The sequence below is a fragment of the Halomonas sp. McH1-25 genome (assembly GCF_022348165.1).
Taxonomy (GTDB): Bacteria; Pseudomonadota; Gammaproteobacteria; order Pseudomonadales; family Halomonadaceae; genus Modicisalibacter.
Genome location: NZ_JAKRFI010000003.1, coordinates 295,632 through 310,055, shown reverse-complemented (window position 1 = coordinate 310,055; position 14,424 = coordinate 295,632). Strand labels below are relative to the sequence as shown.

The 14,424-nt window shown below is 60.3% G+C and carries 16 protein-coding genes; 5 read left to right on the top strand and 11 right to left on the bottom strand.

Annotated elements, in window-relative coordinates:
* Positions 1-4 precede the first annotated feature (4 nt).
* From MHM84_RS10970 to MHM84_RS10955, 4 genes are all read right to left on the bottom strand, one after another.
* A complete protein-coding gene (locus MHM84_RS10970; protein ID WP_239265983.1) occupies positions 5-451 on the bottom strand; it encodes a hypothetical protein in 447 nt (148 codons plus the stop codon).
* A 127-nt stretch (positions 452-578) separates the two neighbouring features.
* A complete protein-coding gene (gene rimK, locus MHM84_RS10965) occupies positions 579-1,499 on the bottom strand; it encodes a 30S ribosomal protein S6--L-glutamate ligase (protein WP_239265980.1) in 921 nt (306 codons plus the stop codon).
* A gap of 38 nt (positions 1,500-1,537) precedes the next feature.
* The gene (locus tag MHM84_RS10960) at positions 1,538-1,975 is read right to left on the bottom strand and encodes a RimK/LysX family protein (protein ID WP_239265978.1); all 438 of its coding nucleotides are present in this window, start codon (positions 1,973-1,975) and stop codon (positions 1,538-1,540) included.
* A 24-nt stretch (positions 1,976-1,999) separates the two neighbouring features.
* The gene (locus tag MHM84_RS10955; RefSeq protein ID WP_239266270.1) at positions 2,000-3,028 is read right to left on the bottom strand and encodes a DUF3549 family protein; all 1,029 of its coding nucleotides are present in this window, start codon (positions 3,026-3,028) and stop codon (positions 2,000-2,002) included.
* Between the two features lie 293 nt (positions 3,029-3,321).
* Between MHM84_RS10955 and MHM84_RS10950 the strand changes: the two genes are divergently transcribed.
* Positions 3,322-3,648 (top strand): YqcC family protein, encoded by a 327-nt coding sequence (locus tag MHM84_RS10950; RefSeq protein WP_239265975.1) that lies wholly within the window; start codon positions 3,322-3,324, stop codon positions 3,646-3,648.
* Positions 3,648-4,148, top strand: a complete 501-nt coding sequence (locus MHM84_RS10945) for a gamma-glutamylcyclotransferase family protein (protein WP_239265973.1) — start codon at positions 3,648-3,650, stop codon at positions 4,146-4,148. The genes MHM84_RS10950 and MHM84_RS10945 overlap by 1 nt, the downstream gene beginning before the upstream one ends.
* 76 nt (positions 4,149-4,224) lie before the next feature.
* Here the strand turns inward: MHM84_RS10945 and MHM84_RS10940 are convergent, their stop codons facing one another.
* Positions 4,225-4,839, bottom strand: coding sequence for an OmpW family outer membrane protein (locus MHM84_RS10940; RefSeq protein ID WP_239265971.1), 615 nt, complete (start codon positions 4,837-4,839; stop codon positions 4,225-4,227).
* Between the two features lie 164 nt (positions 4,840-5,003).
* On the bottom strand, positions 5,004-5,585 hold the full coding sequence (locus MHM84_RS10935; protein ID WP_239265969.1) for an OmpW family outer membrane protein: 582 nt from the start codon (positions 5,583-5,585) through the stop codon (positions 5,004-5,006).
* Between the two features lie 239 nt (positions 5,586-5,824).
* On the opposite strand from MHM84_RS10935, the gene MHM84_RS10930 reads away from it, so the two are divergent.
* A complete protein-coding gene (locus tag MHM84_RS10930) occupies positions 5,825-6,109 on the top strand; it encodes a hypothetical protein (RefSeq protein ID WP_239265967.1) in 285 nt (94 codons plus the stop codon).
* A 119-nt stretch (positions 6,110-6,228) separates the two neighbouring features.
* Here MHM84_RS10930 and putP read toward each other — a convergent pair whose 3' ends face one another.
* The 5 genes from putP to MHM84_RS10905 form a co-directional block, all read right to left on the bottom strand.
* Positions 6,229-7,719 (bottom strand): sodium/proline symporter PutP, encoded by a 1,491-nt coding sequence (gene putP / locus MHM84_RS10925; RefSeq protein ID WP_239265965.1) that lies wholly within the window; start codon positions 7,717-7,719, stop codon positions 6,229-6,231.
* Between the two features lie 180 nt (positions 7,720-7,899).
* The gene (gene putA / locus MHM84_RS10920) at positions 7,900-11,091 is read right to left on the bottom strand and encodes a bifunctional proline dehydrogenase/L-glutamate gamma-semialdehyde dehydrogenase PutA (protein WP_239265963.1); all 3,192 of its coding nucleotides are present in this window, start codon (positions 11,089-11,091) and stop codon (positions 7,900-7,902) included.
* Positions 11,092-11,303: 212 nt separating this feature from the next.
* The gene (locus MHM84_RS10915) at positions 11,304-12,092 is read right to left on the bottom strand and encodes an AraC family transcriptional regulator (protein ID WP_239265961.1); all 789 of its coding nucleotides are present in this window, start codon (positions 12,090-12,092) and stop codon (positions 11,304-11,306) included.
* An 87-nt stretch (positions 12,093-12,179) separates the two neighbouring features.
* Positions 12,180-12,557 (bottom strand): hypothetical protein, encoded by a 378-nt coding sequence (locus MHM84_RS10910; protein ID WP_239265959.1) that lies wholly within the window; start codon positions 12,555-12,557, stop codon positions 12,180-12,182.
* 2 nt (positions 12,558-12,559) lie between these two features.
* Positions 12,560-13,546, bottom strand: coding sequence for a tripartite tricarboxylate transporter substrate binding protein (locus tag MHM84_RS10905; RefSeq protein ID WP_239265956.1), 987 nt, complete (start codon positions 13,544-13,546; stop codon positions 12,560-12,562).
* A 207-nt stretch (positions 13,547-13,753) separates the two neighbouring features.
* Here MHM84_RS10905 and MHM84_RS10900 point away from each other — a divergent pair, with 207 nt between their 5' ends.
* Positions 13,754-13,936: a hypothetical protein gene (locus MHM84_RS10900; protein WP_239265953.1), complete on the top strand. Its 183-nt coding sequence runs from the start codon at positions 13,754-13,756 to the stop codon at positions 13,934-13,936.
* Positions 13,937-14,114: 178 nt separating this feature from the next.
* A complete protein-coding gene (locus MHM84_RS10895) occupies positions 14,115-14,321 on the top strand; it encodes a hypothetical protein (protein WP_239265951.1) in 207 nt (68 codons plus the stop codon).
* Positions 14,322-14,424 lie beyond the last annotated feature (103 nt).

The following is a 14,424-nucleotide window of genomic DNA, read 5'->3' as shown; positions in this document are numbered from 1 at the left end:
ACCGTTAGCGTCGGTGCTTGGGCTTCTGCAGGCGGTAGAGTTCGCGGATCAGGGCGCGACAGCCTTTCCAGCAGCGCTCGATCACCGGCTCGATGGGGTCGGGCAGGGGATGCGTGTGCAATGTCGCCAACGCTTGCATGAGTACGCGTTCCTGCTCGAGGAGTTCACCGACCAGTACTTGGCTATCGTCACCCACGAAGCTCTTCAGACGGCTCCATAGCCAGAGATAGTCGTCCCGCTCGACATCGGCATCTCGGGGCAGCAGGTTCAAATGCTGCTTGGCCAAGGTCTGGAGTTCGCGCATGTCCTGGCCGCGCTGTTCGTAGTGCGGCTTCAGGGCGTCGCGCAGTGAGGGGCGCAGGCGTTCGAGATTGTCCTGGAAATAGTCCAGGCTATCGGCCAGCGCTTCCAGTACGCTATCCATCGCCACTTGGCGATTATCGAGAAACATGAGCGGTCACCTCCTCCGGTGACGCAGATTGTGCGGGGGAGAACAGTGTTTTTCTACCCCCAAGGGCAAGAAATTATAATGTTTCCCTGATTATTGTTCTCGTTGCGTGCTTTCCGCTATGTCCAGTTCATCCCTTTGGCTTGGGCGGTGCCTTGTTGGGCGCCTTGCGCGGTACGCTGGCCTGCTTTTCGAGATGTTCGATGATCAGCCCGGCGATGTCCTTGCCCGTGGCGGTTTCGATGCCTTGCAGACCGGGCGATGAGTTGACTTCCATGATCACCGGTCCGTGGTTGGAGCGCAACAGATCCACGCCGGCCACCGTCAGTCCCATGGCCTTGGCGGCGCGCGTAGCCGTGGAGCGTTCTTCGGGGGTGATGCGGATCACGCTGGCGCTTCCGCCGCGATGCAGGTTGGAGCGAAACTCACCTTCGGCAGCCTGACGCTTCATCGCGGCCACCACCTTGTCGCCTACCACCAGGCAGCGGATATCGGCGCCTTTGGCTTCCTTGATGTATTCCTGGACCATGATGTTGGCTTTCATGCCCATGAATGCCTGGATCACCGATTCGGCTGCCTGGTTGGTTTCCGCCAGGACGACACCGATACCCTGCGTGCCCTCCAACAGCTTGATGACCAACGGTGCTCCTTTGACCATGGTGATGAGATCGGGAATATCGTCGGGGGAATGGGCGAAACCGGTGATCGGCAGGCCTAGCCCCTTGCGTGACAACAGTTGAAGGGAGCGGAGTTTGTCGCGCGAGCGGGTAATGGCGACCGAGTCATTGAGGACATAGGTACCCATCATCTCGAACTGGCGCAGCACGGCACAGCCGTAGAATGTGACCGATGCACCGATGCGCGGTATCACGGCATCGAAGTGCTCGAGCTCCTCGCCCTTGTAGTGAATGGAAGGGCGGTGCGAGGCGATGTTCATATAACAGCGCAAGGTGTCCACGACGCGTACGCTGTGGCCCCGGCTTTCCCCCGCCTCGATCAGACGGCGGGTGGAGTACAGGTTGCGATTACGCGACAGCAGAGCGATATGCATTACGTTCTCCGGCCCGGCGATGCGGGAGTGGAAATGGGTTAGGGTTCGCCGTGCAGAAAGGCGGCGCCAGGCGCGACCAGAAGGCGACGCATGGCACGTCGTCCCAGCAGCATGGGGTGGCGCAAGTTGCTACGGTCCGCGAGCGTCAGCTCCACCGGAAACGCCAGTTCACCGAGCTGCAAGTTGGTACGAATCACGAAGCGCCACTGAGCTTGGCCGTTGGAGCTGGTCACCTTGCGCCGGTCGTGAAGATGCAGACGCACGGGATGGGCGGGGCTACTCGGGCCGCCTCCGCGTGTCACGAAGCTGACCCAGACATGATCGTCCTCTTCGTAGGTTTCGATCTCTTCGGCATGCAGGGCCGAGGTGCGTGCACCCGTGTCGGCTTTGCAGCAAAGGGTCAACCCCAGTTCCGGCAGCGTGACCATCTCGCGACGGCCAATGACCGCCTTGGCTTGGTAAGGCAATGCTTTCATCGTAGTGAGACCCGACTCAGCGAATCAATTCGGTTTTGCCAGAGCGGCCAGACGCCGCCCGGTAGCGGAGTCCGGGGGAGCCTGGCGCAGGCTCAGCAGCAACGGCAGGCGTAGCCTGGGAATCAGCGCAAGATCGCGTACCACGGCGCTGAAGCCGGTGCGCTCATCGGCAGCTAGAGCGTCGATGAAACGGGGCAAGCGCTCGGCATCTTCCAGTTGCGCCCAGCCGCGTGCCGCGATGGCGGCCAGCATGTCGGGGCCGCAAGCTGCAGTGTCGTTCAGCAGTGCGTCGTACCAGGGCCCGACGCTATCTCGCGCGCCCTGCCCGACGGCACGCACGCAAGCGCAGAATGTCTCGACGTCTCCCTGGGCGGCGGCAGTTTCGCCACGGGCAATGATAGCCTGGACCAGGGAGGGAGACGGTACGACATGCTCCAGACAGTGGCACAGCGGGCGCAGTACGTCCACCGGTAGCGACGTCAGGTAGTCGGCGAGAGCGCGTGCCTGGTCGTGGTCATGGCGAATGGCGAAATCGGCCAGGCCCTGCAGACCCAGTGCCTGCCACTGGTCGGCGTCGAGTTGACCGCAGAGGTAGGCTTCGGCCAGCTCCAGATGTTCGCTGGCGGGCAATGCCAGGTCAGCACTCGCCCGGGCATGCAATACGGCACGCTGGGTGAGGTCGGGCGTAAACGCCAGCGGATTGTCCTGCATGAGATTGTCGACCCGCTGGCTATCGTCAGCGTCCATCCGCTGTGCCGTTCGGCCCAGCGTCTCCAGCAGGCGCTGGAGGAACGCATCGCGTGGGGCGGGATCGATCATGCCCTGCTCGTCGAGAGGGAGTGACAGAAACCAGATCAGCGGTTCGTCGCCCAGCCGGAAGACGCAAGCCAGTTGCGCACGTCCCAGCCAGGGGCGTGGCCAGGCAAGCTCTCCGCGTTCGAATGCCGCCAGGGTATCCGTCGTACAGGGCGCGACCTGGCGGCCCATGGTGTAGAAGAGCGCCTGCGCACCGGTACGGGCAAAAAAATCACAAAGCGAGAGAATCGGTTGCATGTCTTCCTCAAGATCCGGTCGCGCACTGTAGCGCGTCACTCTTGGCCTTTCCAGCCTGTCGTCATGGCTGGTTAAAGTTTGAGCATTGCTGTCTTGTTGGCGTCACATATGGGCGCGCGCCATCTTTCCCAAGGATATCCACAGGCTCTTTCAGCCATTCTGTGAACTATGCGCTGCACTGCTACATTCGCACCTGTAGATGGCCAGGAGGCGCGTATCGCCGAAACCCGTCTGGCCAGTGCCAGGCAGGGCAAGGATAATGTACGGTAGCCTATTATTTTCCGAGGATCCTCATGACTCCCCATGCCGAACTCGATCAGGCCCTGTCGCAGTTGGAATCCACACTGCGTAGCGTGGACCTGTGGAATACGCCGCGCCCCGATGCCGAGGCCTTCGACAGTCGTGAACCGTTCTGTGTCGACACCATGGAGTTGCCGCAATGGCTGCGCTACGTGTTCATGGCGCGCCTGCAGGCGCTGGTCGACGCCCGAGGCCCCCTGCCGGCAACCTGTCAGGTCGCTCCTGCTGCCGAAGCTTACCTGCAGAATGCCAAGTCCAGCACGCGTCGAATGGTCATCGAGGCCGTCGCCGAGGTAGACCGAATCGTGACGGAGGCGTGATGGCGTATTACTTCGCCTATGGCAGCAACATGAACGTCGAGCGCGTGGCCGCGCGGATTGGCGAGACGCGCCGGGCCTTGTCCGGGACGCTCATGGATTATGCACTGACCTTCGACAAGGCATCGGGCATCCCCGGTATCGCCCATGCCAACGTCACTTCTCGCCCCGGTGAACGGGTCGAAGGGGTGCTTTTCGAGCTGCTCGGCCCCGCCCAGATCGAACTGATGGATCCGTTCGAGGGGGTGCCCAACGACTATCTTCGCCAACGGCGAATCGTCCATACGCCGGAGGGAGAGATCGAGGCTTGGGTATACATTGCCGTTCCGGAGCGAACGCGTCCGGCACTCAAGCCGGCCCGCGAGTATCTGGACCATCTGCTGGCCGGCAAGCCCTTCCTGTCAAGGGAATACCATGCCCGCCTTGCCGAAACCGACACCGTGAGCGGGTTGTGCGATGCCACCCTGGCCGTGCTGGGGCTGTCGCGCTTTTCTGCGCGCTGATGGCGGTCAGCTGGTGAGCGCCGGGACGGCCTGACGACGTCGTAAGGCATCGTCCCGGCGGGAAAAAGCCTGGGGCTTAGAAACGCAAGCTGATGCCGCCCATCACCACGATCGGGTCGATCTCGACTTCGCCGATATCGCTGCCGCCCAGTTCGGCATCGGTGTCGATGTCCAAGTACCAGGCGGCGGCATTGAGTGCCCAATGCTCGTCTATCAGCAGGTCCACGCCGAGTTGGCCGGCGGCCCCCCAGGAGTTGTCCAGTTTGAGTTCGGGCCCGCCGTCCAGCTCCTCATCCATGAAGTGCGTGTAGTTCACACCGACGCCAGCATAGGGTTGCACGCGCGATGCGGTGCCGCCCATCGGGTAGTACTGCAATGTCAGTGTCGGAGGAAGGTGCTCGGTGGAGGCGAGGTTGCTGCCGTTGAGCTTGATATCGTGATCGAACGGCTCGGCGGCCAGCAGCTCGACGCCCAGCTTGTCGTGAAAACGATAGCCCAGCGTGAAGGCAAAGCCGCTATCGTCCTGCACGTCGACATCGAGCGTTCCGGCCAGCGTCCCATTGTCATCCTTGGGCGAGACCTTGGCGATGCCGACGCGGGTATAGATATCGCCGACACCGTAGGCCAGGACCTGGCCACTGACCAATAGGGTGGCGGTGGCGATGAGGGCGGAAAGAACGGGTTTGCGCATGGCGGGCTTCCTTATTGACTCGACCGGAGGGGATGGATGACAGCCTCGAGTCTAGTGCCGCTTATGCGCCGGGATATTGATCCAGAACAAGGGGTTAAGGACTTCGTAAACGACAACGCCGGGCCAAATGGCCCGGCGTTGATGCCGGTCAACTCTCGAGACGATCAGAAACGGAAGGTGACACCGCCACCCACGGTGACCGGATCGATATCGGCTTCATCGCTGACACCGTTGACGCTGTAATCCGCATCGAGATCGGTATAGGAAGCAAAGCCGTTGAAGGCGAAGTTCTTGGTCACGAACAGATCGACACCCAGCTCACCCTTGGCTGCCCACGTGTTGTCGATGTTCAGACCATCGCTTTCACCGGAGAAGCGCGTGTAGTTTGCGCCCACGCCGACATAGGGCTGAACACGAGCCTCCAGGCCGCCCAGCGGATAGTACTGCACCATCAGGTCGATGGGCTGCTGCTCGAATGAGCCGTCATAGGTGCCTGCGGACAATTCATGCTCGAATTCTTCGCTGCTGCCCAGCGTCACGCCCACCTTGTCATGCACCATGTAGCCCACGCTACCGACGAAGCCGTTTTCCGACTCGATCGAATCGGAAGCATCGCCTTCGGGGCTGGTCTTGGCGACATCGCCACGCAGCAGAAAATCTCCGGTCTCGTAGGCAAGAGCCGCCTGAGAGACGGTGACGGTACCACCAGCAACGATGGCAGCAATAAGCAGTTTGTTCCGAATCATGGCAACCTCCTTGGATGTACCCCGACGAACATTGCAGTGGGGTGACATCGGTGTTTGATAAGAAAACGCTGTTTCTTATTGTGTGGGCAAGTATAGGAAACGCTGTTCGATATGTCTTGTAAATTTTCGTTACCAGCCTAATGGCTTAGGCATGACGCAGAGACTCGCAATGCTCCGGGACTTAGCGTTATTGCTCCGCAAGCGCTTTACTAGAGGAACAATGCAGTGGGAGGCGGGGCATGGACAACGCGAATACGAGATTGGGCATGGGGGCACAGTTCGTGTCTCTGGGGGCTGCATCGCTGCTGGCACTGTGGCTCCTGCTGGTGCCGGAAATGATCAGTGCATTGCCACTGGGCTGGCGTCTCCCGGTATGGCTGCTCGGGGTGTGGGCCGTAGGCGCCGGGTTTTTCCATGGCATGGGCCTGGTCAGACCCGGCTGGTCCGCCCGGTTGCTCGGCGCGCCGTTATGCTGGGGGCTGATGGCCTTGCTGTTCCTGGTTCTGCTGATCCGCAGCGGCTAGCCACGCTATGGATGCGGCAAGGCCACCCGAAGGTGGCCTTGCTGGCAAGTGGCTTCATGCCGGACGGTCGGTCAGGCCTGGTGCACCCTTGGACCATTCCGAGATTGGCACACTCTGGATTAGCGAGAGATATGCCGATATTCACCAGCATCTTCAGTCACACTACTCACCACCATGATTGCAATAAATGAGGCGATGAAGCCCGGAATGATTTCGTACACACCGGGTCCTCCCATGAACTCTCCGTTCCAGCCCAGCAAAATCCAGATCATGACGGTTGCAGCACCGACAATCATGCCTGCGATAGCGCCAGCGCCGTTCGTGCGTGACCACATTAGTGACAGGATAATTACTGGGCCGAACGCCGCACCAAAACCTGCCCAGGCGTTACTGACCAGCCCCAGAACCTGTGAGTCCGGATCGGACGCGATGATGGCTGCAACCAGACCAACCAGTACGACACTAATCCGGCCTACTCGGACAGATTCCTTTTCCGTAGCCTCTTTGCGTAGAAACAAGCGGTAGAAGTCTTCGGTCAGTGATGAAGACGACACCAAAAGCTGGCTGGAAATGGTGCTCATGATCGCAGCAAGCAGTGCGGCATAAAGGAAGCCGGTAATCAGCGGGTGGAACAACAGGTTAGCCAGGATGATAAAGATCGTCTCGGGATCCTGAACGTCCAGGCCATTACGGACCGCATAGGCCCGGCCGAACAGGCCTAGAGAAACTGCGCCGACCAAGGATATGAGCATCCAACTCATGCCGATGTTACGGGCAACAGGGACATCCTTCAGTGAACGGATGGCCATGAAGCGCACGATGATGTGAGGCTGGCCGAAATAGCCTAGCCCCCAGGCCACCGCAGACAGCCAACCGATAAAGGTCAGACCCTCCGTCCATGACAGCAGCGTGGGATCGACTTCATTCAGGGTCTGTGATGCCTGAGAGAAACCGCCGCCACCTTCGCCAAAGATCACGACCATCGGCATGATTACCAGTGCCAGCATCATGATGCAGCCTTGCACGAAGTCCGTCATGCTCACAGCCAAAAAGCCGCCAACAACGGTATAGGCAAGCACTACGACCAAGGTAATGATGACTCCCACCGCATAGTCGCTCAGGCCGCCAATGTTGATAACTTCGGAAAATGCGCTTTCGAACAACTTGCCGCCTGCAACCAGGCCTGAAGCCGTATAGACCGCAAAGAAGACAACGATGACGATAGCGGATACCGTTCTCAGCGACATAGCCTGGGTCGGGAAGCGGTTTGCCAGAAATGCCGGAATGGTTATCGCGTTACCATAGTGAACCGTTTGTTCACGAAGGCGGGGTGCGACCAAGATCCAGTTGAAGAGTGCACCCACGAGCAGGCCGATACCGATCCAGGCCGAGCCTAAACCAGACACAAACATGGCCCCAGGCAAGCCCAGCAGCAACCAGCCGCTCATGTCAGACGCACCGGCCGAAAGAGCCGCCACCTGTGGGCTTAGGGCTCGGCCACCCAGTATGTAGTCCTCGGACGTAGAGGTTGCCTTGCGCATGGCATAAAAGCCGATGGCAATCATGAGCACAAAATAAGCAATAAGGCTGATCCAAACACCAATAGCCATAAAACGTCTCCAGTTTATTAGGCCGGACGTAGCTCCGGCAGGTTGTTGGTACGCGTGCTGGCCACAACGCCTGTGGCGGGCATCACGATTAGGGAGAGTGCGAACATAAAGCTTATGGTGGCGTCGTATTCAACCATGAGAAGCTTCCTTCAGTTTGTTATCGTTGATAGTGAGTCAGTTTCACTCGTCGCCCAGAGCCAGCAGGGATGCGTTGCCGCCGAGCGCGGCGGTGTTGACGGTGCGGGTCTTTTCGGTGGCAAAGCTCAGCAGGTAGTGCGGGCCGCCTGCCTTGGGGCCGGTACCCGACAAGCCCTGCCCCCCGAAAGGCTGCACGCCGACAACGGCGCCGATGATATTACGGTTTACATACACATTGCCCGCACGAATTTTCTCGCTGATGGCCTTGGCGAAGGATTCGTTGCGGCTGTGAACGCCGAATGTCAGGCCATAGCCCTTGCCATTGATAGTGTCGATGACCTGGTCCAGTTCGCTGGCCTTGTAACGGGCAATGTGCAGGATCGGGCCGAACTGCTCGGTTTCCAGCGCCTGGATGCCCTCGACCTCGAACGCGGTGGGCGCCACGAAGGTGCCGTTGCCGGTCTGTTCGGGGTTGAGTTGGGTCTCGGCGATCAGGCGGCCTTCTCCCTTCATGCGCTCGATGTGCGCCTGAAGGCCCTGGCGGGCATCGTCATCGATGACCGGTCCGACATCGGTACCCAGATCGCGGGGGTCGCCGACACTAAGTTCGGCCATGGCGCCTTTGAGCACTTCGATGATGCGGTCGGCGACGTCTTCCTGGAGATAGAGCATGCGCAGGGCCGAGCAGCGCTGACCGGCGCTTTGAAAGGAGGAGCGCACCACGTCCGCAACAACTTGTTCCGGCAGGGCGGTGGAGTCGACGATCATCGCATTGAGGCCGCCAGTCTCGGCGATCAGCGTGGCGATGGCCGATTGTTCACGAGCCGCCAAGGCCCGGTTGATGATGTGAGCGGTATCGGTAGACCCGGTGAACGCTACACCGGTAATGCGGCGGTCCGAGGACAGCACGCTGCCCACTGTGGGACCGTCGCCCGGCAGCAGTTGCACGACGTCGCGCGGCATACCGGCTGCATAGAGCAGTTCGACGACCCGATGGGCGACCAGCGAGGTCTGCTCGGCGGGCTTGGCCAGCACGCAATTGCCAGACACTGCTGCGGCGACCATCTGGCCGCAGAAGATCGCGACAGGGAAGTTCCATGGGCTGATGCAGGCGAATACGCCCTTGCCGGTCATGTAGAGTTCGTTGGACTCGCCGGTCGGTCCGGGTAACTGCGTCGCTTCGCCGAAAAGGTCACGGGCGCGATTGGCATAGTAACGGCAGAAGTCCACCGCCTCGCGGATTTCGTCGACGCCATCGGTCAGCAGCTTGCCGCCTTCCCGGGAGCACAGCGTCATCAGCTCGGCGAGATGCGCTTCCATGTCATCGGCGAAGCGCTCGAGTATTTGCGCACGCTCCTCGACCGGGGTGGCTTGCCAGCGCGGGAACGCGGTCCATGCGGCATCCACGGCCTTCTGCGCCTGCTCCTTGGTCGTCCACTGTACGCTGCCCACCAATTGGCGCGTATCGTAAGGGCAGCGGACTTCCTGGCGATCGGGTGCGGAGTCCGGCACCTCGAAGGCCAGTAGCGGCTTGACGTGGTGTTCCTTGTCCATGAATTTGGCCATCTCGTCGACGAGAGGCTGGTACTGACTACGGATGTTCAAGTTCACTCCCTTCGAGTTCTTGCGTGTCGGACCGTAGATATCCTTGGGCAGCGGGATCTTCGGGTTGGTGTAAGTGGCGTACTGCTTCAGGGTCTCCGCGGGATGAACGCATAGCGACTCGACCGGGACGCGCGGATCGACGAGTTGGTGGACGAACGACGAGTTCGCGCCGTTCTCGAGCAGACGGCGGACCAGGTAAGGAAGCAGATCCTTATGTGCGCCCACCGGGGCGTAGATGCGGCAATACGTGCCCTGGGGCGCGCGCTTGAGGGCTGCATCGTAGAGAGCTTCGCCCATGCCATGCAGGCGCTGGAACTCGAAGGCTCGATCGACATCGTTAGCCAGTTCCAGAATTGCCGTGATGGTGTGGGCGTTGTGGGTGGCGAACTGCGGAAAGATGCGGCCGCGTGTATTCTCGGACAATAGAAAGTTGGCACACACCAGATAGGCGACGTCGGTGTTCACCTTGCGGGTGAAAACCGGATAGCCATCGATGCCGAGCTGCTGGGATTCCTTGACCTCGGTATCCCAGTAGGCCCCCTTGACCAGACGTAGCGGAATCTCATCGCCCTGCATGTCGGCCAGGCGGTTGAGATAGTGCAGTGCCGGCAAAGCACGCTTGGAGTAGGCCTGCACGACCAGGCCGAAGTGTCCCCACCCCTTGCAGACATCGCTTTCGTAGACGGCGCGGAAGACTTCCAGCGATAGCTCGAGACGGTCGACCTCCTCGGCATCGATGGTGATGGCGACGTCATTCCTGCGAGCCAACGCTGCGAGTTCCTTGACGGTGCCGACCAGCTCTTCCAGCACCTGGCTGCGGCGGCCGAATTCATAGCGGGGATGCAGCGCCGACAGCTTGATCGAGATGGAGGGAGAGGGCGTCCTGTCACCCAGCGAGCGGCTGGTGGCACCGACTCGCTCGATGGCGCTAGCGTAGTCGTCGAAATAACGTTTGGCATCGGGACGGGTGCGGGCCGCTTCGCCCAGCATGTCATAGGAGTAGGTGTAGCCCTTGTCGAACAGCGGCTTGGAGCGCTTGAGCGCCTCATCTATGGTGCGCCCAAGGACGAACTGACGCCCCATGATCTTCATTGCCTGGTACATGGCGCTACGGATGACCGGCTCGCCCATGCGGTTGGTCAGGCGATTGATGAAGTTGGCCGGCTTACCTTCTCGCGGCTTGTCCATCTGGATGACACGGCCGGTCATCAGCAGCCCCCAGGTCGAGGCATTGACGAACCAGGACTCGCTCTGCCCAAGATGCGATTTCCAGTCGGCCGGGCCCAGCTTGTCCTCGATCAGGGCATCCGCCGTGGACTTGTCGGGGATGCGCAGCATGGCTTCCGCCAGGCACATCAGCATCAGCCCTTCGTGGGTATCCAGGCTGTACTGTTGGAGCAGTTCGTCGATGGAGTCGACAGCGGTATCCATTTCGCGCACTTCGCGAACCAGCTCGGCAGTCTTTTCGGCGGTGCGCTTGAAATCGTCCTCGTCGGCCTGCAGCAGGGAGACGAGTTCGCTTACGTAGGCGTCTTCATCGACGATGTAATGCTCGCTGAGCTGCTTGAGCAGTGCCTCCGGATCCTGCTGCCAGGTGTTGGCATCCAGCATGGTCTTGGCGTTTAGCATTGTTGCGACCCCATCAATCAGGTCTTGGGGAGGTTGGGTGAGGGCAGGTCAATGCCCAGGCAGCGCTTCCCCAAGATACAAGGCGTTTTCGGAATGTCGTGAATGTAGGGTGGGAGAGGTCGCTGCGTCTCGCCAATTTCCCGGATGGATTTGTTAAAAATCCGGATTTTAATGACAGCCCGAAGAAAAATGCGACGTTGGTCTAGGTCTTGCTACTGGTTATCCAGGAGAGGGGCGTTCTGGGACAGGCTCAAGCGAGGATTGCGGCGAAGTTGGCTCGGCGAATGATCGAAGGCGCGCCGGAAGGCGTGCGAAAGGGCGCTCTGACTGGCGAAACCGGTGCGCGCCGCCACCTCGTTGAGGGGGAGGGAGGAGCTGGTAAGCCAGTAACGTGCAGCCGCCAGACGCTGACGCAACAGGTACTGATAAGGAGTCAGGCCGGTCTGCTCACGGAAACATTCGCTGAAGTGGGCTTCGCTCAGACAGGCCTGACTGGCCAGGTCGGCGACACTCAGACGTCTGGCGAGGTTGTCCTGGATAAACCGATCCAGTGCATCCAGGTCGAGACGGTGCGAGGGCTGTGGCGCGACATGCAGGCGGGAGTGTAGACAGCCGAGGAAGGTGGCCGATAGTAGGTCGCCCTGGGCATGCCGGGGCAGGGAAAGCTCCTGAACCAGAAAGTTCAGATAGACCCGCAGTGGCTCGTCGAGGGCAAAGAAGCGTGGCGCGTCGAAGAGCCGGGCCAGTTCGCGCTGGGGACCCGACAGCGATGGCGCGTCATCGGGCAGGTCGAAGATCAACTGCCGGTTGGCGCCGATGCCCTCATAGTAATGCACATGGTTGGCCGGCACGATGCAGCCGGTCAGGGGAGCGATGCAGCCACCGAGACCCTCGATCTCGAACTCGGCATGGCCATCCAGGCCGATCACGATCTGATGGAAGTCATGATCGTGGTGCTTGACGGCGTTGTCGAGCGGTGTCAGGCGAATGGCACTGGTCATGTCGTAACCTCGTGACGACAGATGGCTCTGCTGTAGTGGCAGGAGTCTACTATAACGACGCAGCCACCGAGACGAAAAGCGAAATGGTTAGAATTCTCGCTTGCCCTCTCGGTCGATCACGCGCGATGCCAGTTGGTCACGTATTGCCTGGAGTTCTTCGCGGCCGCTGCGTGACAGCAGCGAGCCGCCTTGAGCGACCTGCCAGGGGCGGCCATGCTCGTCCATGATCTGCTGGGCCTTGCGCCGTACACCTTCAAGATAAGTGTCGTGACGAATCGGATAGCCGACGGTCGCGTGCCACTCCGATTCCGTTGCCTGTCCGGCCAGTACCCGGTCGAAGAGTTTCAGCAAGTGGCCGGGCTCAGTGCGGTAACGTGGGGTCCGTACCATCATCAGCAGCCCCACGGTGCCGCCGACCACCAACAAGCAGATCAGCACGACGACGAGGTACAGACCCAGCGCCATGGTTACTTGACCAGGCCCAGGGTATCCGACAATTCGCGGATATCCTGTATCTGTCGGTCAACGAACTGGGTCATGGCGTCGCCCGATTTGTGGAAAGGCAGCAGGCCGTTCTGCTGCATGACCTCTTTCCACTCATCTGAGGCGTAAAGGGTATCGAACCTATCGACCCACCACTGATAGCTGGCATCCGAGACATTCCCTGGCAGGTAGAAGCCGCGCCAGTTGGGAGCGACTACATCGATGCCCTGCTCGCGTGCCGTGGGGATATCGGCGAATTCGCCGGGCAGGCGCTCTTCGGAAAATACCGCCAGCAGGCGCAGGTCACCGCTTTCCACGAAACCCAGCGCCTCGGAAAGATCGCCGGTGAAGGCATCGATATGGCCGCCGAGAAGCTGGGTAATGGCGACACTGCCCGAGTCGAAAGCCAGGTACTTGATGTCCCTGAGTTCCTCGACACCTGCCTTGCGCGCCGACATGAGAACTTTCAGGTGGTCGAAGCCCCCCGCCACGTCGCCCCCGGAGAAGCTGACGCTGCCGGGGTCCTGCTCGAGTGCGTCGAGCAGCTCGGTCAGGGTGGCATAGGGCGAGTCCTTGGCAACCGCGATGATGCCGTAATCTGCACCCAGGGCGGCTGCCCAGCGAACCTGATCGGCATTGCCCTGGGCATAGCGCCGCTGGGCGAGGCGTGTCGTGGTGGCGGTGGATGCCGCCACGATCGTGTCCTCGTCGCCCTGTCGCTTGGCAAGGACATGGCTGAAGGCGACGCCGCCACTGGCCCCAGCGATATTGATGGTCTGCATGCCGGCGGGGATCAGATCGAGTTCCTGCAGGGCGCGGGCCACACTGCGGCAGGTAAAATCCCATCCTCCACCGGGCTTGGCGGGGGCAATGCATTCGGTCTTGCCTTCCGGTAGGGCAAATGCGGAAGTGGACAGGGCGGTGAGAAAGGGAAGGCTGGCCAAGGCCAGTGAGCGAAGCGCTTTTTGCATGGCAGTGCTGCCTTATACGTTGTGTCGTTGATGTCCAGGGGGCATAGCCTACCGAATTTTTCGAGATGACGTTAACGCTCCGAACGTCTGACGTGGGCCATGTCTTTTTTTCATTATCGAATTGTCTTCGATAAGTTAAATCTTGTTTCGCTGCGCTGAAGAATTGGCCATGCTGAATGGGTGGCTTTAAAGAAAAGGAGATTCTTCATGGCCAAGCGCAGCTTCAAGATTACGCCGATTGCCGATACCCGCCATGGCCGTTTAAAGCAGCCGGATTCTTGGGCGCTCGTCGAGACGACGGGCGGCGAGGTCAAGGAAATCGAACGCTATCCTTCCTATCCAGAAGCGCTACGTGCCAATCGCGAGATCTGCAGTCGTTTACCTCTGTAGCCACGCGCTTTCCCGGGTCGCTTTCTTGGTGCCGTCGTGCGAGTCTGTTTCGTTCTGGCCCGACGGGGACTTTGGGCGCGCCTACCGAGTTCGGCCGGTCTCTGGAACAGGCTGTTGCCATTGATGTCTCACGATGAAGATGCCACCGGTGGCAAGGAATCAGACAAGGAGTTGCTTCATGATCGAGAGCGCATTGGAAATTCGCGAAGTGCGGGAGCCCGATGGCGACGGTGAAACCCGTTACGAAGTCTACGACAGCGATACGGGGATGCCCGTCGGGGTCTTCGACTCCTATGAAGATGCCCAATACGAGGTGGAAAGCATGAAGCGATCCAACCGAGAAACCTGGAACAAGGAAGCGGATGCCGACCCGGGACCCGAATGACCGAGACGCAGCATGGCGTGCGGTACAGTTAGGAAGTGGCAGTATCGATGAAGGTGGCGCATCATCGCCACCTTCGTTGTTTTAGTCACGTCGGTAACGTTGC